26 protein-coding genes are annotated in these 22,942 nt (G+C 67.3%); 9 read left to right on the top strand and 17 right to left on the bottom strand.

What is annotated here, in order from left to right:
- The first annotated feature begins 274 nt into the window (after window positions 1–274).
- Window positions 275–604, top strand: coding sequence for a hypothetical protein (locus tag G9373_RS30145; protein WP_005254150.1), 330 nt, complete (start codon window positions 275–277; stop codon window positions 602–604).
- 29 nt (window positions 605–633) lie between these two features.
- On the opposite strand, the gene G9373_RS30150 is transcribed toward G9373_RS30145, so the two are convergent.
- Both G9373_RS30150 and G9373_RS30155 read right to left on the bottom strand, forming a co-directional pair.
- Window positions 634–1,317, bottom strand: coding sequence for a Type 1 glutamine amidotransferase-like domain-containing protein (locus tag G9373_RS30150; RefSeq protein WP_167118335.1), 684 nt, complete (start codon window positions 1,315–1,317; stop codon window positions 634–636).
- Window positions 1,318–1,322: 5 nt separating this feature from the next.
- Window positions 1,323–2,141 carry a maleylpyruvate isomerase family mycothiol-dependent enzyme gene (locus G9373_RS30155; RefSeq protein ID WP_054248203.1) on the bottom strand — a complete coding sequence of 273 codons (819 nt, stop codon included), beginning with the start codon at window positions 2,139–2,141 and terminating at the stop codon, window positions 1,323–1,325.
- Between the two features lie 167 nt (window positions 2,142–2,308).
- On the opposite strand from G9373_RS30155, the gene G9373_RS30160 reads away from it, so the two are divergent.
- A complete protein-coding gene (locus G9373_RS30160) occupies window positions 2,309–3,850 on the top strand; it encodes an AMP-binding protein (RefSeq protein ID WP_054248204.1) in 1,542 nt (513 codons plus the stop codon).
- 11 nt (window positions 3,851–3,861) lie between these two features.
- Here G9373_RS30160 and G9373_RS30165 read toward each other — a convergent pair whose 3' ends face one another.
- Both G9373_RS30165 and G9373_RS30170 read right to left on the bottom strand, forming a co-directional pair.
- Window positions 3,862–4,026: a hypothetical protein gene (locus G9373_RS30165; RefSeq protein WP_164709606.1), complete on the bottom strand. Its 165-nt coding sequence runs from the start codon at window positions 4,024–4,026 to the stop codon at window positions 3,862–3,864.
- Window positions 4,023–4,424 carry a DUF488 family protein gene (locus G9373_RS30170; RefSeq protein WP_005566697.1) on the bottom strand — a complete coding sequence of 134 codons (402 nt, stop codon included), beginning with the start codon at window positions 4,422–4,424 and terminating at the stop codon, window positions 4,023–4,025. The genes G9373_RS30165 and G9373_RS30170 overlap by 4 nt, the downstream gene beginning before the upstream one ends.
- A gap of 269 nt (window positions 4,425–4,693) precedes the next feature.
- On the opposite strand from G9373_RS30170, the gene G9373_RS30175 reads away from it, so the two are divergent.
- From G9373_RS30175 to G9373_RS30185, 3 genes are read left to right on the top strand one after another with little or no spacing between them, the layout of a single operon-like run.
- Window positions 4,694–5,806, top strand: coding sequence for a Re/Si-specific NAD(P)(+) transhydrogenase subunit alpha (locus G9373_RS30175; RefSeq protein ID WP_007300560.1), 1,113 nt, complete (start codon window positions 4,694–4,696; stop codon window positions 5,804–5,806).
- Window positions 5,807–6,136: an NAD(P) transhydrogenase subunit alpha gene (locus G9373_RS30180; RefSeq protein ID WP_167118339.1), complete on the top strand. Its 330-nt coding sequence runs from the start codon at window positions 5,807–5,809 to the stop codon at window positions 6,134–6,136.
- Window positions 6,136–7,560, top strand: a complete 1,425-nt coding sequence (locus tag G9373_RS30185) for an NAD(P)(+) transhydrogenase (Re/Si-specific) subunit beta (protein ID WP_167118342.1) — start codon at window positions 6,136–6,138, stop codon at window positions 7,558–7,560. Before G9373_RS30180 ends, G9373_RS30185 begins: the two co-directional genes overlap by 1 nt.
- Window positions 7,561–7,627: 67 nt before the next feature.
- On the opposite strand, the gene G9373_RS30190 is transcribed toward G9373_RS30185, so the two are convergent.
- From G9373_RS30190 to G9373_RS30215, 6 genes are all read right to left on the bottom strand, one after another.
- Window positions 7,628–8,260: a hypothetical protein gene (locus tag G9373_RS30190; protein ID WP_007300562.1), complete on the bottom strand. Its 633-nt coding sequence runs from the start codon at window positions 8,258–8,260 to the stop codon at window positions 7,628–7,630.
- 86 nt (window positions 8,261–8,346) lie between these two features.
- Window positions 8,347–9,495, bottom strand: a complete 1,149-nt coding sequence (locus G9373_RS30195) for an MFS transporter (RefSeq protein ID WP_005566706.1) — start codon at window positions 9,493–9,495, stop codon at window positions 8,347–8,349.
- A gap of 61 nt (window positions 9,496–9,556) precedes the next feature.
- The gene (locus G9373_RS30200; protein WP_054248205.1) at window positions 9,557–10,801 is read right to left on the bottom strand and encodes a dihydrolipoamide acetyltransferase family protein; all 1,245 of its coding nucleotides are present in this window, start codon (window positions 10,799–10,801) and stop codon (window positions 9,557–9,559) included.
- Between the two features lie 30 nt (window positions 10,802–10,831).
- Entirely contained in the window at window positions 10,832–11,815 is a 984-nt protein-coding gene (locus tag G9373_RS30205; RefSeq protein ID WP_005262606.1) for an alpha-ketoacid dehydrogenase subunit beta, read from the bottom strand.
- The gene (pdhA, locus tag G9373_RS30210) at window positions 11,812–12,909 is read right to left on the bottom strand and encodes a pyruvate dehydrogenase (acetyl-transferring) E1 component subunit alpha (RefSeq protein ID WP_054248206.1); all 1,098 of its coding nucleotides are present in this window, start codon (window positions 12,907–12,909) and stop codon (window positions 11,812–11,814) included. Before pdhA ends, G9373_RS30205 begins: the two co-directional genes overlap by 4 nt.
- Before the next feature lie 243 nt (window positions 12,910–13,152).
- Window positions 13,153–13,521, bottom strand: a complete 369-nt coding sequence (locus G9373_RS30215) for a DoxX family protein (RefSeq protein WP_005262604.1) — start codon at window positions 13,519–13,521, stop codon at window positions 13,153–13,155.
- Between the two features lie 115 nt (window positions 13,522–13,636).
- On the opposite strand from G9373_RS30215, the gene G9373_RS30220 reads away from it, so the two are divergent.
- Window positions 13,637–14,665 carry a phosphotransferase family protein gene (locus G9373_RS30220; RefSeq protein ID WP_037206299.1) on the top strand — a complete coding sequence of 343 codons (1,029 nt, stop codon included), beginning with the start codon at window positions 13,637–13,639 and terminating at the stop codon, window positions 14,663–14,665.
- Window positions 14,666–14,687: 22 nt separating this feature from the next.
- Here G9373_RS30220 and G9373_RS30225 read toward each other — a convergent pair whose 3' ends face one another.
- Complete coding sequence (locus tag G9373_RS30225; protein WP_120661434.1) at window positions 14,688–15,149, bottom strand: thioesterase family protein; 462 nt, start codon at window positions 15,147–15,149, stop codon at window positions 14,688–14,690.
- 58 nt (window positions 15,150–15,207) lie between these two features.
- Between G9373_RS30225 and G9373_RS30230 the strand changes: the two genes are divergently transcribed.
- Genes G9373_RS30230 through G9373_RS30240 form a run of 3 tightly spaced genes read left to right on the top strand, consistent with a single transcriptional unit; the run spans window position 15,208 to window position 18,189 of the window.
- The gene (locus G9373_RS30230; protein WP_120660595.1) at window positions 15,208–16,398 is read left to right on the top strand and encodes a benzoate/H(+) symporter BenE family transporter; all 1,191 of its coding nucleotides are present in this window, start codon (window positions 15,208–15,210) and stop codon (window positions 16,396–16,398) included.
- Window positions 16,399–16,405: 7 nt separating this feature from the next.
- Complete coding sequence (locus G9373_RS30235) at window positions 16,406–16,915, top strand: O-acetyl-ADP-ribose deacetylase (protein ID WP_054248790.1); 510 nt, start codon at window positions 16,406–16,408, stop codon at window positions 16,913–16,915.
- Window positions 16,912–18,189, top strand: a complete 1,278-nt coding sequence (locus G9373_RS30240) for a cation:proton antiporter (RefSeq protein ID WP_005262594.1) — start codon at window positions 16,912–16,914, stop codon at window positions 18,187–18,189. The genes G9373_RS30235 and G9373_RS30240 overlap by 4 nt, the downstream gene beginning before the upstream one ends.
- Before the next feature lie 45 nt (window positions 18,190–18,234).
- Here G9373_RS30240 and G9373_RS30245 read toward each other — a convergent pair whose 3' ends face one another.
- From G9373_RS30245 to G9373_RS30270, 6 genes are all read right to left on the bottom strand, one after another.
- Window positions 18,235–19,668, bottom strand: a complete 1,434-nt coding sequence (locus tag G9373_RS30245) for a nucleobase:cation symporter-2 family protein (protein ID WP_005566673.1) — start codon at window positions 19,666–19,668, stop codon at window positions 18,235–18,237.
- 10 nt (window positions 19,669–19,678) lie between these two features.
- Entirely contained in the window at window positions 19,679–20,572 is an 894-nt protein-coding gene (gene pucL / locus G9373_RS30250; protein ID WP_005566671.1) for a factor-independent urate hydroxylase, read from the bottom strand.
- Window positions 20,573–20,574: 2 nt separating this feature from the next.
- The gene (gene uraH, locus G9373_RS30255; protein WP_005566669.1) at window positions 20,575–20,919 is read right to left on the bottom strand and encodes a hydroxyisourate hydrolase; all 345 of its coding nucleotides are present in this window, start codon (window positions 20,917–20,919) and stop codon (window positions 20,575–20,577) included.
- Entirely contained in the window at window positions 20,916–21,425 is a 510-nt protein-coding gene (gene uraD / locus G9373_RS30260) for a 2-oxo-4-hydroxy-4-carboxy-5-ureidoimidazoline decarboxylase (RefSeq protein ID WP_005566668.1), read from the bottom strand. Before uraD ends, uraH begins: the two co-directional genes overlap by 4 nt.
- A 197-nt stretch (window positions 21,426–21,622) precedes the next feature.
- Window positions 21,623–22,090, bottom strand: coding sequence for a DUF6328 family protein (locus tag G9373_RS30265; protein ID WP_005566666.1), 468 nt, complete (start codon window positions 22,088–22,090; stop codon window positions 21,623–21,625).
- 1 nt (window position 22,091) lies between these two features.
- A complete protein-coding gene (locus G9373_RS30270; RefSeq protein ID WP_005264949.1) occupies window positions 22,092–22,907 on the bottom strand; it encodes a shikimate 5-dehydrogenase in 816 nt (271 codons plus the stop codon).
- Window positions 22,908–22,942: the final 35 nt, after the last annotated feature.

Consider the following 22,942-nt stretch of genomic DNA (forward strand, 5'->3'; position numbering starts at 1 on the left):
GGTATGCAACGGGGTCCGGGGGAGAAAATGCAGGTAGGGGCGCCCCCTGAACCGCGTGGAACCGGACGAATCGGGTGTAACAGAGGTCACATTCGTCACTCTGTTACCGGATCGTATCGACCAGGCAATGCAAAAACTCACTTCTACGGGTTAGCGTCTTGCATCGTCAAACACCGGCGAGGCGTTACACCCAAACGGAGATTCTCACGAAATGTGAGCTAGAACACGGTTGGGGCCGGGTTTTGCCGCACCGACCCTGGAAGGACCCGCACCGATGAATGCACTCCACCGAGATCCCAGCAGCTACATCTCCGCGATGTTCTCGTACGAGTTCCTCGACGGTGGCATCGACTACGATTCCATCGAACAGATCCACCGTGGCGAGTTCGACGAATGGATCTTCGCACTGGCCGGTTCGGGGTTGTTCACCAACGAGGAAGTTCGGTCCATGGTGCAGGAATGGCGCCTGAACCCGAAGACCCTCCTGAACACGCTCCTCGCCGACGCGGACGAAGTCACCGCCAAGCGCTGCGAGGTCACCTGGGCCGCACTCGACCGCGTCGCCCCGTTCGCTCCGTCCGTGCCGGTAGCCGTCTTCGGCTGAAGGCCTTCCCGCCGCAGGGCTCGCCGTCGTCACACGAGTTCGGTTCGATCTCCGTTCACGACGATCGCCTGATCGTCCGTCAAGGTGCGGTACTCGATGCCGGCGAGCCTCAAAGCGTTGACAGTGCGCCGAACGGCGGCCGCGTCCTCCAGGGGCACGGCGTCTTCGGCCCCTGGAAGCTCCGCAGGCGCGTGATGGGGCACGATCGCGAAGCTCACCACGCCCAGGCCGTCCCAGAGCGGCTCCATGCCGCAGGTTGCGACCACCTCCGCCGGGTCATCGGAGGAGTCGAGGCCGTGCAGCGTCGGTGTCATCACACACGCCCCCGCGCTGTAGCCGGCGTACACCAGCGAATCGCTCAGCAGTAGTTCCGGGATCACCCGGTCCGCCCCACTCCGGGCCATCTGCGCGCGCAACACGAACGTGTTCCCGCCGCGCACCCACAGCATGCCGAACCCCTCCAGCCGCTCCTTCAGCGCGGCGGACCGCGCGCGCCCGTCGCTGCCGATGTAGTCGCGCAGATCCACCTCCTCCGGGGTGAAGCCCAGCCGCGTCAGCGGCATCACGTCACTCACGACCGCGGACGTCCGCGCCGTCCGTGGCCACGCGTCCGCGGCCGCGGCAATCACCCCCACGCGCCCCGGACGGCCGACCAGCGACAGCAGAGGCGCGGGATCCGCACCGAACCGATACGAGGACAGGAACAGGCGCACCGCGGTCAGATCGTGAACGCGAGGTTGTCGACGATCCTCTTGCCCACGGCGGTGTCGCCGCTCAATGCGATCTCGTCGCGGTGATCCGCCGCGGTCGTCCGGCCGCCCGCCAACCGGGTGAAGAGTCGGGAGTCGACGGTCACGGTCGTGGTGGCCTCGGACGGTAGTTCGTCGACCACCGAGGCTCTGCCGTCGACGGCGACGTGAATGTTGCGCGCGAGCGGTCCCGTCAGCTCCAGGGTGATCCTCGACCCGTCCGGGGCCTTGCCGCGCTTGCCGACGAGGAACGCGACAGCGCCCGCGATCTCCTCGAACGCGGTCTCCGCGCGCAGGCCTCCCTCGTTGCCGGGCAGCGCGAGGGAGTCGCGCAGGTCGAGCTCGTGCATCCAGCAGTCGAACACGCGGATGCGCATGAACCGGAGGTAGGGCGCCGGACCGACCGGTGTGGTGGTCTCGGCCTCGAACTCCTCGTCGGTCATCTCGCTCAGCTCCGACCGCCTGCGGGCCACGATCGCCCGGAAACGCTCGAGCATCTCGGGGCCGGAGCAGCCCCGCAGGCCCTCGACCCACTCTTCGTTGAACGCCCCGATCTCGTTGCGCACGTGCGCGAGGCCGCGGACGTCGATGCTGGTGTGCGGTGCGGAGATTCCGGCAAGCAGTGACTCGGTGCCGATGAGATGCGCGGTCACGTCGTGGACGGTCCACCCGGGCAGCGCGGTGGGCGTGAACCACGCGTCGCCGGACAACGAGGACAGCACCTCGTCGAGTACATCCCACTCCTCGAACAATGCGTCGAGGATCGGTTCCTTCTGCAGGGCATTCACGGGTGGTACGCCTCCTTTTGCCTCAACTCTAGGACCTCCCGACGGAGCGTCCGAGCGTTTTCGCCGCGGGCGGACGAATGCGCCGGTGACGGCGTCGAAGGTCTCCCCGTCCCGGGTTCGGTGTGGTAGACCGATGGTGAGAATCTCCATTAACAAAAGGAGTGCGGATGTTCCCTGGAAACTTCGTGGCGACCACCCCGGACAAGCCCGCTGTCATTCGTCCCTCGACGGGGGAGCGGCTGACCTACCGGGAGTTGGACGAGCGGTCCACCCGCCTCGCACGGCACCTGCGCTCGCTCGGCCTGAAAGTCGGCGACCACCTGGCGCTCGTGTCGAGCAACGATCTCCGGGTCCTCGAGGTGTACTGGGCGGCGCTGCGATCCGGGCTGTACATCACAGTGGTGAACTGGCACCTCACCCCGGAGGAAGCCGGTTACGTCGTGGACGACTGCGGAGCCGAGGTGCTCATCGTGTCCGCCGACGCGGGCGGCGCCGTGCCGCGCGACCCGAATCAGCTTCCCCGCGTCCGGCACCGTCTCGTGTACGGCGGCGTGCTCGACGGATTCGACAGCTACGACGACGCCGTGGAGGCGCAGTCGGCCGAACCGCTCGATTCGCAGCCCCGCGGGCAGGACATGCTGTATTCGTCGGGCACCACCGGCAGGCCCAAGGGGATCAAACCCGCTCTACCCGAAGGCGAAGTGGACACCACGATGGATCCGTACACCGCGGTGTTCGCCCCGATGTACGGATTCGATTCCGACACCGTCTATCTGTGTCCCGCACCCCTGTATCACGCAGCGCCGCTGCGCTTCTGCGGCACCATCACCTCCGTCGGCGGCACGATCGTCCTGATGGACCGCTTCGACGCCGAGGAATCGCTGCGGCTCATCGAGGAATACCGGGTGACCCACAGCCAGTGGGTGCCGACGATGTTCGTCCGGATGCTCAAGCTGCCGAAAGACGTTCGCGACAAATTCGACGTGTCGAGTCTGAAGGTGGCCATTCACGCGGCGGCACCGTGCCCGCCCGACGTGAAACTCTCGATGATCGAGTGGTGGGGCCCGGTGATCCACGAGTACTACGCGTCCACGGAGGGTGCCGGTGCCACGTTCATCGACAGCGCCCAGGCCCTTGCCAAGCCGGGATCGGTGGGCCACGACGGGGTCATGGGCATCGTGCACATCTGCGACGACAACGGTGCGGACGTACCCGTCGGTGACATCGGAACCGTCTACTGGGAGAGGGAGGAACGGCCGTTCGAGTATCACAACGACCCGGCCAAGACCGAATCCGCGACGCACCCCGACCATCCGACCTGGACCACGAGCGGCGACATCGGGTACATCGACTCCGACCGCTTCCTCTACCTCACCGACCGCGCCGCGTTCATGATCATCTCGGGCGGGGTGAACATCTACCCGCAGGAGTCGGAGAACGTCCTCACCATGCATCCCAAGGTGTTCGATGTCGCGGTCATCGGCGTGCCCGACGAGGAGATGGGCGAACAGGTCAAAGCCGTCGTGCAACTCGTCGAAGGGGTGGAACCGTCCGATGCCGTCGCCCGCGAGTTACTCGACTACGTCCGCGACCGGGTGAGTCACTTCAAGGCGCCGCGCAGCATCGACTTTTCCGACGACCTGCCGCGCACCCCCACGGGCAAACTCGTCAAGCACAAACTTCGTGCCCGGTACCTGAACGCCGGCTGAATTCCCGCACGTCACCTGTCCCGCGCCGAACCGCAGCGCGGGCAGGTGCTCGCGGTGTGATCGGTGAGGAACAACCCGCAGTCGGGGCACACGCGGTCGAGCCAGCAGACGGGATCGCCGCCGAGGTCGTCGTCCGGGTCGGTGATGGGCGGGGCCTCGTCGCGGTGGGTGGTCACAACCGTTCCAGCATGTATTCGGCGAGCACCTCGGCGTGACTGTGACTGACGTCCTTCGTCGCGGTCAGGAGAACGATCGGCCGCCCCTGCGCGAGTTCCTGCACCCGCGCGACAGCCTTCCGTCCGCTCGGCGAGTCGAGCTCGTGGACGTACCGCTCGCGGAACTCGCTGAATGCGGCGACGTCGTGCGAGTACCAGTGACGCAGCTCCGTCGACGGCGCGAGGTCCTTGGCCCAGTCGTCGAAATGGAACGCGTCCCTGCGGAGCCCCCGCGGCCAGAGCCGGTCCACGAACAGTCGGAGTCCGTCGCCCTCGGTCGGATGGTCGTAGACCCGCTCGACGACGACCGGTGGATCCGCGGTGACGTCCTCCGCGCTCCGTTCCTTCGATGTGCTCATGGCCGAACCTCCGCTTCCTTGCGGCTGCCTACCGTCAGACTACGACCAAACGCCCTGTGACCGGGTTCACAAACGAGCAGAAAGATCTGTGAGAACGACTGTTCGGACTCGATTCAGACACCTACCCACGGACTTCTCTGTTCCCTACGTCACGCATTCTCTGGCTACTATCAGCTAACTCAGTCGAGTCGGGGGAAATATTTCCGCTCATCATCGGTTGATCGCCGCTCGTCGCGGCACACACACCATCTACCGCAGGAAGTCGATACATGGATACATCGCAGAGCGCGTCCACTGCGCGCCCGACGGTCGGCGTCGTTCGGGAGTCGAACGACGGTGAGCGTCGGGTGGCGTTGGTGCCGAAGATCGTGGCGTCGTTGATCGCCAAGGGCGTCGACGTGGTGGTCGAGTCGGGTGCCGGTTTGGGCGCGCTGATCCCGGACGAGTTGTACACCGAGGTGGGGGCGAAGATCGCCGACCCGTGGTCGGCGGACGTGGTCGTCAAGGTTGCGCCGCCGTCGGACGAGGAAGTGGGCCGGTTGCATGCCGGGCAGACCCTGATCGGGTTCCTCGCCCCCCGCAACCAGGACAATCAGGTCGCCGCGCTGAAGTCTGCCGGGGTGCAGGCGTTCGCGGTGGAGGCGATCCCGCGGATCTCCCGCGCCCAGGTGATGGATGCGTTGTCGTCGCAGGCGAACGTGTCCGGGTACAAGTCGGTGCTGCTCGCGGCGTCGGAGTCGACCCGGTTCTTCCCGATGCTCACCACCGCCGCCGGCACCGTCAAGCCGGCGACGGTGCTGGTGCTCGGTGTCGGGGTCGCCGGCCTGCAGGCGTTGGCGACGGCGAAGCGTCTCGGTGGCCGGGCCACCGGTTACGACGTGCGCCCGGAGGTCGCCGACCAGGTTCGCTCGGTCGGTGCGCAGTGGCTCGATCTCGGGATCGACGCCGCCGGTGAGGGCGGGTACGCCCGCGAGCTGACCGAGGCGGAGCGGGCGCAGCAGCAGCAGGCGCTCGAGGACGCGATCAAGGGCTTCGACGTGGTCATTACCACCGCGCTGGTGCCGGGCCGTCCGGCACCCCGGTTGGTGACCGCGGCCGCGGTGGAGGGCATGAAGCCCGGATCCGTGGTGGTCGACCTGGCCGGGGAGACCGGCGGCAACTGTGAGCTCACCGAGCCCGGTCAGACCGTGGTCAAGCACGGGGTGACGATCTGCTCGCCGCTGAACCTGCCCGCCACCATGCCCGAGCACGCCTCGGAGCTGTACTCGAAGAACATCTCCGCGTTGCTCGAGTTGATGCTCGTCGACGGGGCGCTGGCCCCGGATTTCTCGGACGAGGTCCTCGCCGCGTCCTGCGTCACCCGTGAGGAGGGTGTGTCCTAGATGTATACCGAATTGTTGGCGAACATCGCGATCCTGGTGTTGTCCGGGTTCGTGGGGTTCGCGGTGATCTCGAAGGTCCCGAACACGTTGCATACCCCGTTGATGTCGGGCACGAACGCCATTCACGGCATCGTCGTCCTCGGTGCGCTGGTGGTGTTGGGCAAGGTCGAGAACCCGCCGTGGGGGCTGCAGGTGATCCTGTTCGTGGCCCTGGTCTTCGGAACGATCAACGTGGTCGGTGGTTTCGTGGTCACCGACCGGATGCTGGCGATGTTCAAATCCAAGCCCACCCCCACCGCTGCTGTTGCCCAGAAGGGTGGGGACCGGTAATGGAATACCTCGTCAACGTGCTGTACATCGTGGCGTTCGCGATGTTCATCTACGGTCTGATGGGTCTGACCGGCCCGAAGACCGCGGTCCGCGGCAACCAGATCGCCGCGGTCGGGATGGGTGTCGCGGTGGTCGCCACCCTGATCGCGATCCGGGACACCTCCAACTGGGTGCTGATCGTCGCCGGTCTGGTGATCGGTGTGATCCTAGGTGTGCCGCCGGCGTTGCGGACGAAGATGACCGCGATGCCGCAGCTGGTGGCCCTGTTCAACGGTGTCGGCGGCGGCACGGTCGCGCTGATCGCGTACGCCGAGTTCCTGGACTCGGACGGGTTCACCGCCTTCCAGCACGGTGAGTCGCCGACGGTGCACATCGTCATCGCGTCGCTGTTCGCGGCGATCATCGGGTCGATCTCCTTCTGGGGTTCGGTGATCGCGTTCCTCAAGCTGCAGGAAACCCTGCCGGGCCGGCCGATCGGCATCGGCAAGCTGCAGCAGCCGCTCAATGCGGTGCTGCTGATCGGGGCCGTCGTATTGGCGGTGATCATCGGGATCAAGGCGATCGAGCCGACCGGACCCACGTCGCAGTGGTGGATCGTGGGGGTGCTGGTGCTGGCGGCGGTGCTCGGGTTGATGGTGGTGCTGCCGATCGGCGGCGCCGACATGCCCGTCGTCATCTCGCTGCTGAACGCGTTGACCGGGTTGTCCGCCGCGGCCGCCGGTCTGGCACTCAATAATCAGGCGATGATCGTGGCCGGCATGATCGTCGGTGCGTCGGGTTCGATCCTGACGAACCTGATGGCGAAGGCGATGAACCGGTCCATCCCGGCGATCGTGGCCGGCGGGTTCGGTGGCGGCGGTGTCGCGGCGGCGGTCGGGGACGGCACCGTGAAGACGGCGAAGTCCACCTCGGCGGCGGATGCGGCGATCCAGATGGCGTACGCCAACCAGGTGATCGTGGTCCCCGGCTACGGGTTGGCCGTCGCGCAGGCCCAGCACGCGGTCAAGGACATGGCCAAGCTGCTCGAGTCGAAGGGCGTCGAGGTCAAGTACGCCATCCACCCGGTGGCGGGCCGGATGCCCGGGCACATGAACGTGCTGCTCGCCGAGGCCGATGTCGAGTACGACGCGATGAAGGAAATGGACGACATCAACGACGAGTTCGCCCGCACCGATGTCACCCTGGTGATCGGTGCGAACGATGTCACCAACCCCGCCGCCCGCAACGATCCGTCGTCGCCGATCCACGGGATGCCGATCCTGAATGTGGATCAGTCGAGGTCGGTGATCGTGCTGAAGCGGTCGATGAACTCCGGGTTCGCCGGCATCGACAACCCGCTGTTCTTTGCCGACACCACCTCCATGCTGTTCGGGGACGCGAAGAAGTCGGTCGCCGAGGTCACCGAGGAACTCAAGGCCCTGTAGGCCCTCCGGGCCCGTGCGCCTTTTTGGTAGCGCCAACTACCAGAAAGGCGCACGGGCGCGAAGCGCCTCAGAGGCGCAGACTGCCGCGGTGCCGGGAGAAGGCGATAGCCGCCGTGTCGGGCCGTCGCTCTTCACGCTCGGCGGCCACGGGGGAGTAGAGCATCAGGGTGGACGCCAGTGTCCACCAGATCGCCAAGATGATCAGGCCGGCCGCGAGGCCGAAGATGCCGACGGGTTCGACCAGCGCGGCGGCCCCCGCGACACCGAGGACGACGGCGAAACCCAGGCCCGCGATGACGGGCCGGAACCGCGGTGCCGACACCAGCAGCGCCGAACCGTACAGCGCGGTGACGGCGACGACGTGCCCGCTCGGCAGGAGCACCGACGGCGCATCCGATTCCCACGCCCGGACTGCGGCACTGGTGAGGTTCGCGCCGATACACAGCAGCAGTACCGCACCCATGCCGTACGAAAGTTTTCGCATCGCCGCGACGATGGCGAGGACCACGGTCGCTGCGAGCACCGTGGTGACGTCGATCGCCTGGATCACAGGTTCGGCGACGGGTCGGAGTGCCTCCGGGAGGACGAGACCCGACGATTCGGGGCGGATGAGGTAGAGCGCGCACAGTGCCACCACACCCGCCGCGGCGAAGGCGAGGCGACGAACACTGCGACGCAGCCTGCTAGTCGATTCGGTCACGCCACACAGTGTGCCAACCGACGCTGAACGATCGATGAGAGGCCGCTGTGAGGTCGGTGAACGGTCCTGTTCGTGCGGCGAACGTGTCAGGTGCGCCGGACCGCCCCCGCGAACGTGGCCGCCACCAGCACGCAGGTCAGCGGCACCACCATCGCGACGGTCAGCGGAACCACCTGGGTGATCCAGCCGATGGTGGCCGGGCCGGCGAGGAATCCGACGTACCCCAGCCCGACCACACGGGACATGTTGGTGCCCGCGGAACCCGCGCCGAGGTTGCCCGCGGCGGTGAAGATCTGCGGCACGCAGCCCGACAATCCCAGGCCGAACAGCGCCCAGCCCAGGATGGTGAGCGGGAGCAGTCCCGAGACGACGACGAGCAGCATTCCGACGGCCGCGATCAGGGTGCCGTAGCGGACGACGGCGACGGGACCGAGCGCGCCGCTCACGCGATCCGCGGTGAACCGGCCCACCGTCATCATCACCGAGAACGCTCCGAACGCGAGGGCGGCGACGGAATCGGACGTTCCGAGGTGCTCCTTGACCTGCAGGGTGCTCCAGTCGTTCGCGACCCCTTCCGACAGCATGAGGACGAAGGCGATGCCACCGAGTGCGAGGACCCGCGTGGACAGCCGGCCCTGTGCCTTCTCGGCGGGAGCGGTGTCGTGCCGAGAGCGGGGACGGTCGGCCATCAGCCACCGCGAGCCCGCGGCGACGGTGACGACCCCGACACCGCCGGCGACCAGCAGCGCCGTCACGGGTGCCCATCCGGCGGCGAGCGTCGCGGCCCCGAGCAGCGATCCTGCCACCCCGCCCACGGAGAACAGGGCGTGGAACGCCGACATGATCGGCCGCCCGTACCGCTGCTCGACTTCGACGGCCTGCGAGTTCATCGACACGTCCAGTGCGCCGTTCGCGAAGCCGAACACGAGCAGGGCGAGACCGAGTTGCCAGGCCGCGGAGGCCAGCCCGGGACCCACGGTGGCGGCCGACAGTACGAGTCCGGCGATGATCACCATCCGCCTGCTGCCGAATCGGTCGGCCAGCGGACCGCTGACCTGCATGCCGCCGATCGCACCGACCGCCAGCAGGAGCAGCAGCGAACCCAGCGTGGAGTGGCTGATACCGGTCCGATCCTCGATCGCCGGAATGTGCACGACCCACATGCCGAGCAGGAACCCGTTGATCCCGAAGATTCCGAACGTTCCCGCACGAGCCCGGCGGAGCGGCTCGTCCACTGGTGCGCGGGTGTCGACCGCGGACGCTCGGGAAGTACTCACCGACCAAACGTACCGAGGATCAGAGGTGCGCGAGCAGTGAGGCGGGATCGTGCAGCATCGCCGCAACGGACGACAGGAACCTCGACCCCTGCTCGCCGTCGACCACTCGGTGATCGAACGACACGCTCAGGGTGGTGACCCACCGCACCGCGAGATCGTCCTCGTGCACCCACGGTCGCCTGGTGACGCTGCCCAGGCACAGGACGGCCGATTCGCCGGGGTTGAGGATCGGCGTGCCCGCGTCGACACCGAACACTCCGACGTTGGTGATCGACACCGTCCCGCCGGTGAGCTGCGCGGGTTCGGCTCTGCCGCTGCGCGCGGTCGCGGTCAGTTCGGTGATCGCGCGGCACAGTTCGAGCAGACTCAGCGACTGCGCCTCCTTGATGTTCGGGACGACCAGACCGCGGGGTGTGGCCGCGGCGATGCCGAGATTGACGTAGTGCTTGGTGACGATCTCCTGGTTCTCCTCGTCCCACGACGCGTTGAGGCTGGGGTTCTCCCGCAACGCGACGATCATCGCCTTCGCCACCAGACTCAGCGGTGTCACCGACAATCCTTCGAATGCGGGGAGGTCCCGCAGGCGCTCGAGCAGTTCCACCGACCGGGTCACGTCGACGGTCACGAATTCGGTGACGTGCGGGGCGGTGAACGCGCTGCGGACCATCGCCGCCGCGGTCTGCTTCCGGATGCTGCGGATCGGGGTGCGGGTCTCGCGCTCCGACGGCTCCGGCGAGTCCGGTGTCGACGGCACCGCCTGCCCGACCGAACCCGCATGGGATTCCACGTCAGTCCGGGTGACGGCACCGGACGGCCCCGTCCCCGCGACGACGGCGAGGTCGACTCCGAGTTCACGTGCGGCGACCCGGGCTGCCGGCGAGGCGTCGGGGCGCCGACGGTCCGGGCCGGGCGTGCCGGTTTCCGGAGCGGTCACCAGCTTCCGCCGGGCCCGTTTGCTCTCGGCAGCGGCCTCGGGCCCGTATCCCACCAGAACGGGCGTGCGCGTGGGAGGTTCCTCGGTGGCCGCATCCGTCGCGATCCGGATGATCGGCGTCCCGACCGGCACGGTCGCACCGGCCGAAACCAGCAATTCCTCCACGACACCCGCGTACGGCGAAGGCAACTCGACGAGCGCCTTCGCCGTCTCGACTTCTCCGATCACCTGATTGAGTTCGATGGTCTGGCCCACCTCGACGGCCCAGGAGACCAGTTCGGCCTCCGTCAGGCCCTCACCGAGATCGGGTAGGCGGAATTCCTGCGCCAACGGACGGCTCCTCTCCTCCGATGGGTGCGATCAGGCCGCGAGGCTGCGATCGACCGCGTCGAGCAGGCGGTCGGCGTCCGGCAGATGGTGCAGTTCCAGCTTCGCCGGGGGATACGGAACGTCGAATCCGCCGACCCTCAGGACGGGCGCGTCCAGCTGGTAGAAGCACCGCTCGGAAATGCGGGCGGCGATCTCCGCGCCCAGGCCGAGGAACGTCGGCGCCTCGTGCGCGACGACGAGTCTTCCGGTCTTGCGTACCGACTCCTCGATGGTGTCGAAGTCGATCGGCGACAGGGAGCGCAGGTCGATCACCTCGAGGGAGTGCCCCTCGTCGGCGGCGATGGACGCGGCCGACAGGGCCGTCGGCACGACGGAGCCGTACGCGACGATGGTGGCGTCCGTGCCCTCCCGGGCCACCCGGGCCCGATGCAGCGGCAGGTCCGGTTCGGCGTCCACGTCGAATTCGGCCTTGTCCCAGTACCGCCGCTTCGGTTCGAAGAACACCACCGGGTCGTCCGCCGCGACGGACTGCTGGATCATGTGGAACGCGTCCGCCGGGTTGCTGGGTGTGACGACGCGCAGTCCGGCGGTGTGGGCGAAGTATGCCTCCGGCGACTCCGAATGGTGCTCGACCGCACCGATGCCGCCGCCGTACGGGATCCGGATCGTGAGGGGCGCGGTGACCCGGCCCTGTGTGCGGTAGTGAATCTTGGCCACCTGGGACACGATCTGGTCGAACGCGGGGTAGACGAAGCCGTCGAACTGGATCTCGCAGACGGGCCGGTAACCGCGCAGGGCCATGCCGAACGCGGCGCCGATGATGCCGGATTCGGCGAGTGGGGTGTCGATGACCCGGTTGTCGCCGAAATCCTTCTGCAGGGTGTCGGTGACGCGGAAGACACCGCCGAGGCGTCCGACGTCCTCACCCATGATCACGACCTTGCGGTCGTGTTCGAGGGCGCGTCGGAGGCCCGCGTTGAGTGCGGCGCCGAGCGAGAGCGTGGTGGTGGTCATGACAGTGCCTCCTCGATGCCGGCGAAGCCCGCGAGGTACGCGGCGTACTGCTCGCGTTCCTCCTCGATGAGTGGGTGGTCGGTGGAATACACGTGCTCGAACAGATCGAGCGGCTGGGGATCGGGCGCATCGATGGTCCCGGACCGCAGTCGCGCCGCGACGTCGTCGGCGGTGGCCTGCACCTCGGCGAGGAACGTGTCGTCGAGCAGGCCTTCCCGGTCGAGGAGGCGCCTCATCCGGTCGATCGGGTCGCGGGCCTTCCAGACCTCGGTCTCGGCCGCCGCCCGATACCGGGTGGGATCGTCCGACGTGGTGTGGGGGCCCATCCGGTACGTGACGGCCTCGATGAACGTCGGCCCACTGCCTTCGCGCGCCCGCTGAGTGGCTTGGCGGGTGACCGCGAGGACCGCGAGGACGTCGTTGCCGTCCACCCGGAGGGCGGGCATGCCGTAACCGGCGGCGCGCTGCGCGATGGGGACGGGACTCTGCAGGTGGACCGGTTCGCTGATCGCGAACTGGTTGTTCTGGCAGAAGAATACGACCGGCGCGTTGTAGCTCATCGAGAAGCCGAGGGCCTCGGCGAGGTCGCCCTGACTGGTGGCGCCGTCGCCGAAGTAGGCGATCGTCGCGATCTCCGCGCCGTCCAGGTGGGCGCCCATGGCGTACCCGGTGGCGTGCAGCCCCTGGGAGCCGACGACGATCGCGGGATTCGTCACGTTCACGGAACTCGGATCCCACGCGGAATGGGCGCATCCCCGCCACATGCGGGTCATCACCCCGGGGTCCACACCCCGGCAGTAGGCGACGGCGTGTTCGCGGTAGCTGATGAACGCGTAGTCGTCGGGGCGGAGGGCGCGGGCGGAGCCGACCTGTGCGGCTTCCTGCCCGAGCAGGGGAGCCCAGAGTCCCAGTTCGCCCTGGCGTTGCAGCGCGACCGCTTCGACATCCATCCGACGCGCGACCACGAGGTCTTCGTAGAGGCCGCGCAGTTGTTCGGGTCCGATGTCGCGGACCAGGCTCGTGTAGTCGGGTCTGAAGACCCGTCGGCCGTCCGGCTGGATGAGCTGGACCGGATAGGCAATCTTGTCGACCATCGGGGTCACCTCGTGTTGTCGAGTCCGTGAACCTTGTGGGTCCGTAGGAGACGGGTACTGCGGTAGGGCAAGTGTGTGTCCTACTTCACAGCATCCACGAGAACGCGAAGTGCGCAAGTGGCACCGCTGACGTCGAGCAGAATGCCCAGTTTTGGGGGTGGCAAGGGTGTCATGCTGCGTCTAATGACCAATTCGGACATCACCGACGCCAGGTTGTTGCTGCAAGGGTCCGAGAACCTCGGATCACCCCGCGAACACGAACCCGATCGAGGCGAGGACGGCCAGCATCGCGAGGTAGACCGCGGGCATTGCGACGGCCCGGGTGTCGGGGTTGCCGTAGTCACCGTGTCGGACGTGAAAGGCGATTGCGCACAAGAGGAGAATCAGCAGCGCCACCGTCGAGATCACTCCCAGGGGAGTCCAGTAGAGGCCGGCGAGAACACCGACACCGCCGGCGAGTTCCGCCACGCCGATCAGCCGGACCTGTTGCCTGCTCAGGCCCCGGGATTGCAACCCCGTCCACGCGGTTCCCTTCAGTCTCAGCTTGGGAATGCTCACGGCGACGGCACTCACGGCGAGGAGCACGCCGCACACGATGAGGAAAACTTCCACGTCGGTCCCTCCAGTTCCGGCCGAATCGGCCTCACTGTTGCCACCCTAGGGCCGCGACCTGCGGCGCGGACCGGTTCCCTCCGCATCGGGCTTCCGAGCGGTTAGCATCGAGCGCGTGAATGCTGTGGGGCTGAACGAAGATGCCGTTTCTGCGTGGATTGCCGGACTCGGTGTGGGGGCGATCGCGCCGCTCAGCTTCGAGAGGATCGGGAACGGTCAGTCGAATCTCACGTACGCGGTCAGTGACGCGGGTGGTGGTCGGTGGGTGTTGCGGCGGCCACCGCTCGGACATCTGCTCGCGTCGGCGCACGACGTGGTCCGCGAACACCGGATTCTGTCCTCTCTCCAGGGATCCGACGTTCCGGTGCCGAAGATCCTCGGGCTCACCGACGATCCGGAGGTCACGGACGCGCCGCTCGTGCTGATGAGCTATGTCGCAGGGGTGGTGATCGACAATGTCGGTGTGGCGAAGAAGCTGACACCCGAGCAGAGGAATGCCGTCGGGCTGGCGATGCCGAAGGCTCTCGCAAAGATCCATGCGGTCGATCTCAAAGATGCCGGGCTGGAGGATCTGGCCAGCCACAAGCCTTACGCGGCACGGCAGTTGAAGCGCTGGAGGGATCAGTGGGAGAAGTCCCGTACCCGTGACGTCCCGGCGATCGAGGACCTGGCGGGCATACTCGAGCGCAACATGCCGGAGCAGACCGAACTGTCGTTGGTGCACGGTGATTTTCACCTGAGCAACGTCATCACCTCGCCCGAGGAGGGTGAGGTGGTCGCGGTGGTCGACTGGGAACTGTGCACGCTGGGCGACCCCCTCGCCGACGTCGGCGCGTTGCTGGCCTACTGGCCCGAGGCGGGCGACGCGGACGCCGGACCGTTCCCCGCCTCCACTCTGGAGGGATTCCCCACCCGGGCCGAACTCGTGGAGGCCTACGTCCACCACACGAAACGCGATGTCACTCAGGTGGGGTACTGGCACGTTCTGGCGTTGTGGAAGCTGGCGATCATCGCCGAAGGCGTCCTGCGCCGGGTGATCGACGACCCCCGGAACAAGGCCGAGACCGGTGCGCCCACGGTCGCGCTGATCGACGGCATCATCGCCCGGGCGGTGGCCACGGCGGAGGCCGAGGGACTGCGCTGATCCCCCTGGTGGTGCCGGACGTTCAGACGTCGTCCGGTGTCACCAGAAGGGTTGCAGCGCTCCGGATTTCGGCAGGAATCGGCACCGGCCTGCGGGTCTTCGCGTCCACGTACACGTGCACGAAGCGGCCGAGAGCTGCGAGTTCGAGCGCGTCGTCGTTCTCGCGGAAGATCGCGAGCGCATACACGATGCTCCGGGTGCCCAGCTTCTCGATGGACAACCCCACCTGCAGACGGTCCGGGAAGGTGAGTTCGCTGACGTACTTGCAGGACGTCTCGGCGACCACACCGATGGCGGGCAGATCGCGGATGTCGGTGCCCGTCGTCGCGATCAGCCAGCCGTTGACGGCCGTGTCGAAGTACGAGTAGTACGTGACGTTGTTGACGTGCCCGTAGTGGTCGTTGTCCTCCCAGCGGGTCGGCACCGGCCACAGGGCGGGGAAGTCGGCGGCGGTCGGCAAGGCGGGGGCGTCGTCGTGTTTCACCGTGCCGACCCTAATGCCACGGATCGCCGGGACCACGCGTCGGGCAGAATCGCGTCCTATGTCTGTGCCCGACAGCGATGTGCGTTCACCCGATTCCGCGGCCCAGCCGATCAGCGCCGGAATCGTCACCGCCCTGGTGGGCTTCACCAGTTCGTTCGCGGTCGTACTCACCGGATTGACGGCGGTGGGCGCGAATTCCGCCGAGGCCGCGTCGGGACTGCTGGCGCTGTGTGTGACGCAGGCGCTCGGCATGTTGTGGATGTCGCGGCACTACCGCATGCCGATCACGCTGGCGTGGTCGACGCCGGGCGCCGCTCTCCTCGCCGGCGCGGGGACGGTGAGCGGCGGCTGGCCCGCCGCGGTCGGGGCGTTCGTCGTCGTGGGGGCGGCGGTGATTCTCACTGGGCTGTGGCCGCGGCTGGGGCGGCTCATCGCGGCCATCCCTCCGGCGTTGGCGCAGGCGATGCTCGCGGGGGTGCTGCTGCCGCTGTGCCTGGCGCCGGTACTGGCGCTGCGTGACGCACCGCTGGCCGTCGCGCCCGTGGTTCTCGTGTGGCTGGTTCTGCAGCGGTACTCGCCGCGGTGGGCGGTGCCGGCGGCGTTCGCGGCTGCCGCAGTGGTGATCGCGATCGGTCTCGCCTCCGGCAGCGACGGACTGGACACCAGCGCGCTCCTGCCGAGACTCGACGTCACGGCACCGGCGTGGACGTGGCAGGCGATGATCGGGATCGCGATCCCGCTGTACATCGTGACGATGGCGTCCCAGAACATCCCCGGGACCGCCGTCATGAATTCCTTCGGCTACCGGGTGCCGTGGCGGCCGGCCATGCTGGTGACCGGTGTCGGGACCCTGGTGGGCGCGCCCGCGGGTGGTCACGCCATCAACCTCGCCGCCATCAGCGCCGCCCTCGCCGCCGCGCCGTCCGCACATCCCGATCCCAGGAAGCGCTGGGTCGCGGCCTTCACGGCAGGCTGGGCCTACCTGGTGCTCGCCGCGTGTTCCGCAGCGGTGGCCACGCTCATCGCCGCGGCCCCCGAGGGCGTCGTGGAGGCGGTCGCCGGCCTCGCCCTCCTCGGCACCCTGGGCGGGGCACTGGCCTCCGCCCTCGACGACGTCCGCGAACGGGAAGGCGCCGTCGTCTCCTTCCTGATCGCCGCGTCGGGGGTGAGCATCCTCGGCATCGGGTCCGCGTTCTGGGCGCTGGTCGCCGGATTGATCGTGCGGGTCGCGGTGAGTTCGCGGCGATAATGGGGTGATGACCACCATCGAGGTAGTGCACGGTGACATCACGACGGTCGAGGTCGACGCGATCGTCAACGCCGCCAACTCCGGACTGCTCGGGGGTGGTGGAGTGGACGGCGCCATCCACCGGGCCGGCGGACCCGAGATCCTCGCCGAATGCAGGCACCTGCGGGCCACCACGTTCCAGGACGGTCTCCCGGCGGGACAGGCGGTCGCGACGACGGCGGGCCGGTTGCCGGCCCGATGGGTGATTCACACCGTCGGCCCCGTGTATTCCGCTACGGACGATCGGTCGGCCACCCTGCGCAGCGCCTACATCACCAGCCTGGCGGTGGCATCCGACCTCGGTGCCCTGTCCGTTGCGTTCCCGCTGATCTCGTCCGGGGTGTACGGCTGGCCCGCGGACGACGCCGTCCGGCAGGCGGTCGGTGCCGTCCGTGAGTCGGACGCCGGAATTCCCCGGGTGCTGTTCGTGGCGTTCGACGCACGGATGGCGTCGCTGCTGCGCGGCGAGGTGAGGTGACGGCGCTGAACACCGATCTCGCGTATCTGACGGCAGGACTGGCTCTTCTGCTGGCCGCCACCGTTCCGCGCCTGTTCCAGGACCGTGCCGTCTCGGCGCCGCTGATCGTCCTGGCGGTCGGAGCGGGGGGCGGCCTGCTTCTCGGCGAGTCGGGAACGGACACCCTGTCGCCGGCACTGCATCCCGCCGTGACGGAACACTTGAGCGAAACCTGCGTCATCGTCGCCTTGATGGGCGTGGGACTGGCGATCGACAGACCACTGGGCTGGCGCACGTGGAATTCGACGTGGCGTCTGCTGCTGATCGCGATGCCTCTCGGTATCGCCGCTGTCGCGCTGCTCGGCTGGTGGGTGGCGGCATTGACCCCCGCCGTCGCGATCCTGCTCGGGGCAGTCCTCGCGCCCACCGACCCGGTTCTGGCGTCCGACGTGCAGGTCGAAGGTCCCACGTCGGGCGGCGAGTCCCATCAGGAGGACGACGAGGTCCGGTTCGCGCTCACCTCGGAGGCCGGGCTCAACGACGCTCTCGCCTTCCCATTCGTGTATCTGGCGCTGTTCATGATCGGCAAAGGGCCGATCGAGCAGTGGATCGTGCAGTGGGCGGCCTGGGAACTGATCGGAAAGGTCGTCATCGGCGCAGCCCTGGGGTGGATTGCCGGTGATCTGTTCGGCCGCGCGGTCTTCCGCTTCCCGATCACACACATGCGCCTGGCCGAACGCAGCGAACCCATCTTCGCGCTCGCCGCCACGTTCGCCGTCTACGGACTCACCGAACTGGCCGGGGGATACGGCTTTCTCGCCGTCTTCGCCTGCGCCGTCGCCATCCGTCGGACGGAGCGGGCCCACGACTACCACGCCGAGATGCACAGCCTGATCGAACAACTGGAACACGTGCTCACCCTCGCCGTCCTGCTCCTGCTGGGGGTGGCACTCACTTCCGGTCTGCTGACCGGACTGACGTGGGGCGGGGTTCTCGTCGCGGCAGCCCTCGTGTTCGTCATCCGGCCGGTGGTGGGATGGCTTTCGCTGCTGGGCTGCGAGGAGATGTCCGGCCCCGAGCGCCGGGTCACCGCATTCTTCGGGGTTCGCGGAATCGGGTCGATCTACTATCTCGCCTACGCCGCTGCGGAAGCCGGCGTGGACGACGAGAAGTGGTTGTGGTCGACGGTGGCCTTCACCGTCGTCCTCTCCGTCCTCGTCCACGGGGTGAGTGCGACGCGGGTGATGCGCCTGCTCGATCTTCGCAGGGAAGGCGGTGCAGTCGCGGACCGATAGCGTCGCGACTGCACCGCTCGACCAGGGGTGGCCTGTTCCGGCTGTTTACTCATTGCGCACGGCGGAGGTGCGCGCCGTGTCTGCCGGGTGCTCCGAGTCCTCGGCTGGGTGGACGAGGACGGGCGGCGCCGCCGAGACCACCGAGGGAGTGGGCCGGTTGCCGGCCTTGATCTCGTTGAACAGGATGTTGAGCAGCACCGCGACGATGCTGGCCGCGCTGATTCCCGAGTCGAAGACGATGTGCACCCATTCCGGGAAGGCCGAGTAGAACTCGGGCACCGCGATCGGTATCACACCGAATCCGAGGGCCACCGCGACGATCACCAAGTTGAGGTTGCCGTCGTACGACACCTTGGACAGGGTCCGGATTCCGCTCGCGGCTACCGAACCGAAGAGGACGATCCCCGCACCGCCGAGGACGGGCAGCGGCACGGAGGCCACCAGCCGGCCCAGGACGGGGAACAGTCCGAGAGCGAACAGAACCGAACCGCCGGCCGCGACAACGTATCGGCTCTTGATCCCGGTGATCGCGACGAGCCCGACGTTCTGAGCGAACGCGCTGGCCGGGAACGTGCCGAACACCGGTGCCACGGTGGTGGCGAGCATGTCGGCGCGGAGACCGTCGCCGACCCGGCGAGCATCGACCTTCGTTTCCACGATCTCGCCGACCGCGAGGATGTCGGCCGTCGTCTCGGTCATGATCACGAGGATCACCACGGTCATCGAGATGATCGCGCCGATCTGGAACAGGGGAGTGCCGAACGAGAACACCTGCGGCAGTTCGAAGATCGCGCCCTTCCCGACGGCGCCGAAGTCGGCCTTGCCGATCAGTGCGGCGAACAGGGTTCCCACGACGATGCCGATCAGGATGGACAGCCGCGACAGGGTTCCCTGGACCAGCCGGCTCACCAGCAACACGACGAACAGGCTGAATCCGGCGAGCCCGATGTTGGACATCGACCCCCAGTCCGGGGCCTTGGCGTTGCCGCCCATCGCCCAGCGCACCGCGACCGGCAGGAGGGAGATGCCGATGACCGTGATGATCGACCCGGTGACGACGGGCGGGAAGTAGCGCACGATCCTGCAGAAGAACGGGCTGATCAACAGGCCGATCACGCCGGCGACCATGATGGCTCCGAACACTGATCGCAGTCCGCCCGGACCGCTGGCCACCGCCACCATGGTGGACACCGAGGCGAAGGAAATGCCCTGCACCAGGGGAAGTTTTGCCCCGAAATAGGGGACGCCGAGGGTCTGCAGCAGTGTGGCCGCGCCACTGACGAACAATGCCGCCGACACGAGCAGCCCGATCTCGACGCCGGTCAGACCGGCGGCGCCGCCGACGATCAGGGGAGGCGCGATCACGCCGCCGTACATCGTCAGGATGTGCTGCAACCCGTAGACGTACGACTTTCCGAGCGGCAACCGCTCGTCCTCGGGTCCGGGAGTTCCGGCAACCCGGTGTCCGATCCGTTTCATCGCCGCGCTCCTAGCAGAATCCGGGAACGGAATCCCAGGCGCGGCCGGCGTCGGGAGCGTCCTCGCGCTCGACGGTCGCCTCGATCAACCCGTAGGGGCGGTCGGCCGCGAAGAACACCTCGCCGGGGTTGTCGAGTCCGAACGGTTCCAGGTCGACGAGGAAGTGGTGTTTGTTCGGCATCGAGAACTTCACCTCGGCGATCTCGGGGTGCGCCTCGAGCACCGCCGAACCCATCTGGAACAGGGACTGCTGCAGCGCGAGCGAGTGCGTCGTGGCGAACGCCTCCAGCATGACTGCCCGCACGTTCTCGAAGGTCTTGTCGAAGTCGACGTCGGTGGTGAGGTACCGCCACCGGGCACTCACCGACGTCGCGAGGATCCGGTCGGACGTTTCCTGCAGGGTGGTGTACTTGTCCTTCGGGTAGCCCCGGAACTCCGAGCCCGTCGACTTCAGCACCACCATGTTGCTGAGCCCGGACACGATCCATGTCCGGTCGCCGTCGATGGTGACCACAGTGTTTCGCCGTTCGTCGCTCGATCGGACGAAGGAATGGTCGTGGCCCTCGCCGTCGACAGTGATCCGCGCCCACGAGTACTGCTCGATCTCCCATCGGCCGCCGGTGATCCACTCGAATTCCCCGGTGAAGTGCTGACCGAGTCGCATGGCGAACGTCTCGATCGAGCCGACGCCGTCGCGGGCGAACGCGTACACCGTGTTCTTCTGGGTGTCCGTGGCCACGACGTGCGCGTTGTCGCCTTCGGTGTGCACCGCGTCGAGGTCGCCGCGCAGTTGCGACGTCACGGTGACGTCTTCGATCTCGTGTCGCTTCGTGTCCCGCGTGATCTTGACCAACCGGACTTCTGCCTTGCCGTACTGGTTCTGGCCGAGCACGATCTTGCTCATGATTAGCTCCCTCGGTAGGTCGAGTATGCGAACGGGCTGAGAAGGACTGGTACGTGGTAGTGCTGTTCGCTGTCGGTCAGGGCGAACGTGATGGTGATGTCGGGGTAGAACGCCGGACGGCCCTTCGCGGCGAAGTAGCGTCCGGTGTCGAAGACGATCCGGTAGGTGCCCGGCTCGAGTCGGGCGGGGCCCAGGGTTGTGACGCGTCCGTCGTCGTCGGTGACGGCGTCGGCCACGGTGATCCATGCGGAGTCGCGCTGGACCGTCAGCGATACCGGCACTTCCCGCGCGGGCACGCCTTCGGCCGCATCCAGCACGTGGGTGGTGACCTGGCTGACGTCGCTCATGCGTCCAGCATCCCGGCGAGACGACGTGCGGCGATGTCGCGCAGTTCCTCTGCAACAACGGCTAATTCGCCGGCCTCGTCGTTGAGAAGCCGACGGTCGAGTGCGGTGAGGATGTCGGACGTGCTCCGGCCGGCGGCGCGGACCAGGAAGACCCGTCCGAATTTGTCCTCGTAGGCACGGTTGCCGTCGGTGAGCCGTTTCCGCGCCGCCGCGTCGGACGAATCGACGTTCGACTGCTCCGAACGTGCCAGGTGCGCCTCGGCGTCGTCGCCTCCCGGGGGTTCACCGATTCGGGGATGGCGGGCGAGGGCTTGCTCGATCTCGTCCGCGGAGAGCGGGCCGGCCCCCGTCCTGGCTGCAGTGAGAAGTGAGGCGCGATCGGTGTACGGCCGGGCGGACACGAGTTCGTCTGCCCACCGGGGAATGTCCAGGCAGATCCGCGCCAGTTCCGTTGCCTCGGACTGTGAAGCCTCGTTGAATCGTTGGAGTCCTGCATCGAGATCCATGCGACCCTTCTTCCACAATGCGAAATAATGATTCCGTATAGAGAAGCGTGACAGGGGTCACAATTCATGTCAAGACCCAAAATTGAATTGATCCAGATTCGGATGCGAGTGCGATCCGTGGCGTGCTGGAGTCTCGACATGTGAAAGCTGTTGTAGAACAACAGTGTACGAACGCGGTCGCGCCGAATTGCGGGTCTCTAGTCCGCGCCGCCCGTATCGTGATCGAACAGGCGGGGAAACACGAACCACAGCGTCGCGAACATCAGCGCGGCCACCACGCCGATCACGATCGCGACCGGACCGCCCACTGCCACTTCGGCAATCAGGAGCACGGTTCCGGTCATGGCTGCGGCGAGAAATCCGACACCCCACAGTGCGAACAGGTTGGCCCTGCGCAGGATGTCGACCCGGCGGCCCTGGCGGAACAGCACCCGGTGCCAGACCGCCGGGGCGATGAGCAGGGCCGAGGACACCGTTGCCAGGAGCACCGTGACGAGATGGAGCATGCGCAGGCCGAACGGCTGCTCCGCGTACGCCTCGGTGAAGGCGACCGCGAGGAGGAAGGCGAACAGGATCTGCACGCCTGCCTGCGCGACACGGAGTTCCTGCAGCAGCTCGCTGAAGTTGCGTGCGAGCCGTTGCGCGGGTGTCTCGGCGGTGCTCACCTCACGACCGTGAGTACTCGGAGGCCCTGCGGATCTCTTCGGGGGACGGGCGCACGCCGGTGTAGAGGACGAACTGCTCCGCGGCTTGCAGTGCGATCACCTCGGCACCGGTGATGACGGTCTTGTGGCGTTCGGCCGCGGCACGGATCAGCGGCGTCGCGGCGGGCATGGCAACCACGTCGAACACGGCCTCCGCCGCGTCGATCGCGTCGAGTTCGAACGCCAGATCTTCGGCCTCGGGACCGCCCGCCATGCCGACGGGGGTGGCGTTGATCAGGAGCCCCGGCCGTGCCGCGCCGAGTTCGGGTTGCCAGTCGAATCCGTACTGCTTCGCGAGGGCGCCGCCCGTCGTCTCGTTGCGGGCGACCACGGTGACGTCGGTGAAGCCGTAGTCGCGCACGGCGGCGACCACAGCTTTGGCCATTCCGCCGCTCCCGGCCACCGCCACGGACAGCGAGTGGTGCAATGCGTTGTCGCGCAACAGGTTCGCGATGGCCTGGTAGTCGGTGTTGTAGGCGTGCAACACCCCGTCCTCGTTGACCACCGTGTTGACGGATTCGATGACCGACGCCGATTCGTGCATCACGTCGACGTACTCGATGATCCGCTCCTTGAACGGCATGGAGACACCGGCACCGCGGATCCCCAGCGCGCGGATGCCGCCGACCGCAGCCTGGAGGTCGTTGGTGGTGAACGCTTTGTAGACGAAATTGAGGCCCAGCTCGCCGTACAGATAATTGTGAAACCGGGTGCCGATGTTGCTCGGTCGGCCGGAGAGCGAGATGCAGAGAAGAGTGTCTTTGTCGAGCTGGTTCATCCGGTAAATACTAGTAGTGGGCTCCCATCCGTGCG

The organism is Rhodococcus sp. A14, assembly GCF_011603105.1.
GTDB classification, from domain to species: Bacteria; Actinomycetota; Actinomycetes; order Mycobacteriales; family Mycobacteriaceae; genus Rhodococcus_F; species Rhodococcus_F opacus.

Coding starts and splice junctions, on each gene's coding strand:
- uraH (WP_005566669.1), bottom strand. CDS start 20,919: ATGAGCGACGTCAGCCAGGTCACCACCCACGTGCTGGATGCGGCCGAA.
- pucL (WP_005566671.1), bottom strand. CDS start 20,572: ATGAGCAAGATCGTGCTCGGCCAGAACCAGTACGGCAAGGCAGAAGTC.
- G9373_RS30270 (WP_005264949.1), bottom strand. CDS start 22,907: ATGAACCAGCTCGACAAAGACACTCTTCTCTGCATCTCGCTCTCCGGC.
- G9373_RS30205 (WP_005262606.1), bottom strand. CDS start 11,815: ATGACCACCACCACGCTCTCGCTCGGCGCCGCACTCAACGCGGGCCTC.
- G9373_RS30185 (WP_167118342.1), top strand. CDS start 6,136: ATGGAATACCTCGTCAACGTGCTGTACATCGTGGCGTTCGCGATGTTC.
- G9373_RS30160 (WP_054248204.1), top strand. CDS start 2,309: ATGTTCCCTGGAAACTTCGTGGCGACCACCCCGGACAAGCCCGCTGTC.
- G9373_RS30170 (WP_005566697.1), bottom strand. CDS start 4,424: ATGAGCACATCGAAGGAACGGAGCGCGGAGGACGTCACCGCGGATCCA.
- G9373_RS30245 (WP_005566673.1), bottom strand. CDS start 19,668: ATGAAACGGATCGGACACCGGGTTGCCGGAACTCCCGGACCCGAGGAC.
- G9373_RS30230 (WP_120660595.1), top strand. CDS start 15,208: ATGTCTGTGCCCGACAGCGATGTGCGTTCACCCGATTCCGCGGCCCAG.
- G9373_RS30145 (WP_005254150.1), top strand. CDS start 275: ATGAATGCACTCCACCGAGATCCCAGCAGCTACATCTCCGCGATGTTC.
- uraD (WP_005566668.1), bottom strand. CDS start 21,425: ATGGATCTCGATGCAGGACTCCAACGATTCAACGAGGCTTCACAGTCC.
- G9373_RS30175 (WP_007300560.1), top strand. CDS start 4,694: ATGGATACATCGCAGAGCGCGTCCACTGCGCGCCCGACGGTCGGCGTC.
- G9373_RS30180 (WP_167118339.1), top strand. CDS start 5,807: ATGTATACCGAATTGTTGGCGAACATCGCGATCCTGGTGTTGTCCGGG.
- G9373_RS30235 (WP_054248790.1), top strand. CDS start 16,406: ATGACCACCATCGAGGTAGTGCACGGTGACATCACGACGGTCGAGGTC.
- pdhA (WP_054248206.1), bottom strand. CDS start 12,909: ATGGTCGACAAGATTGCCTATCCGGTCCAGCTCATCCAGCCGGACGGC.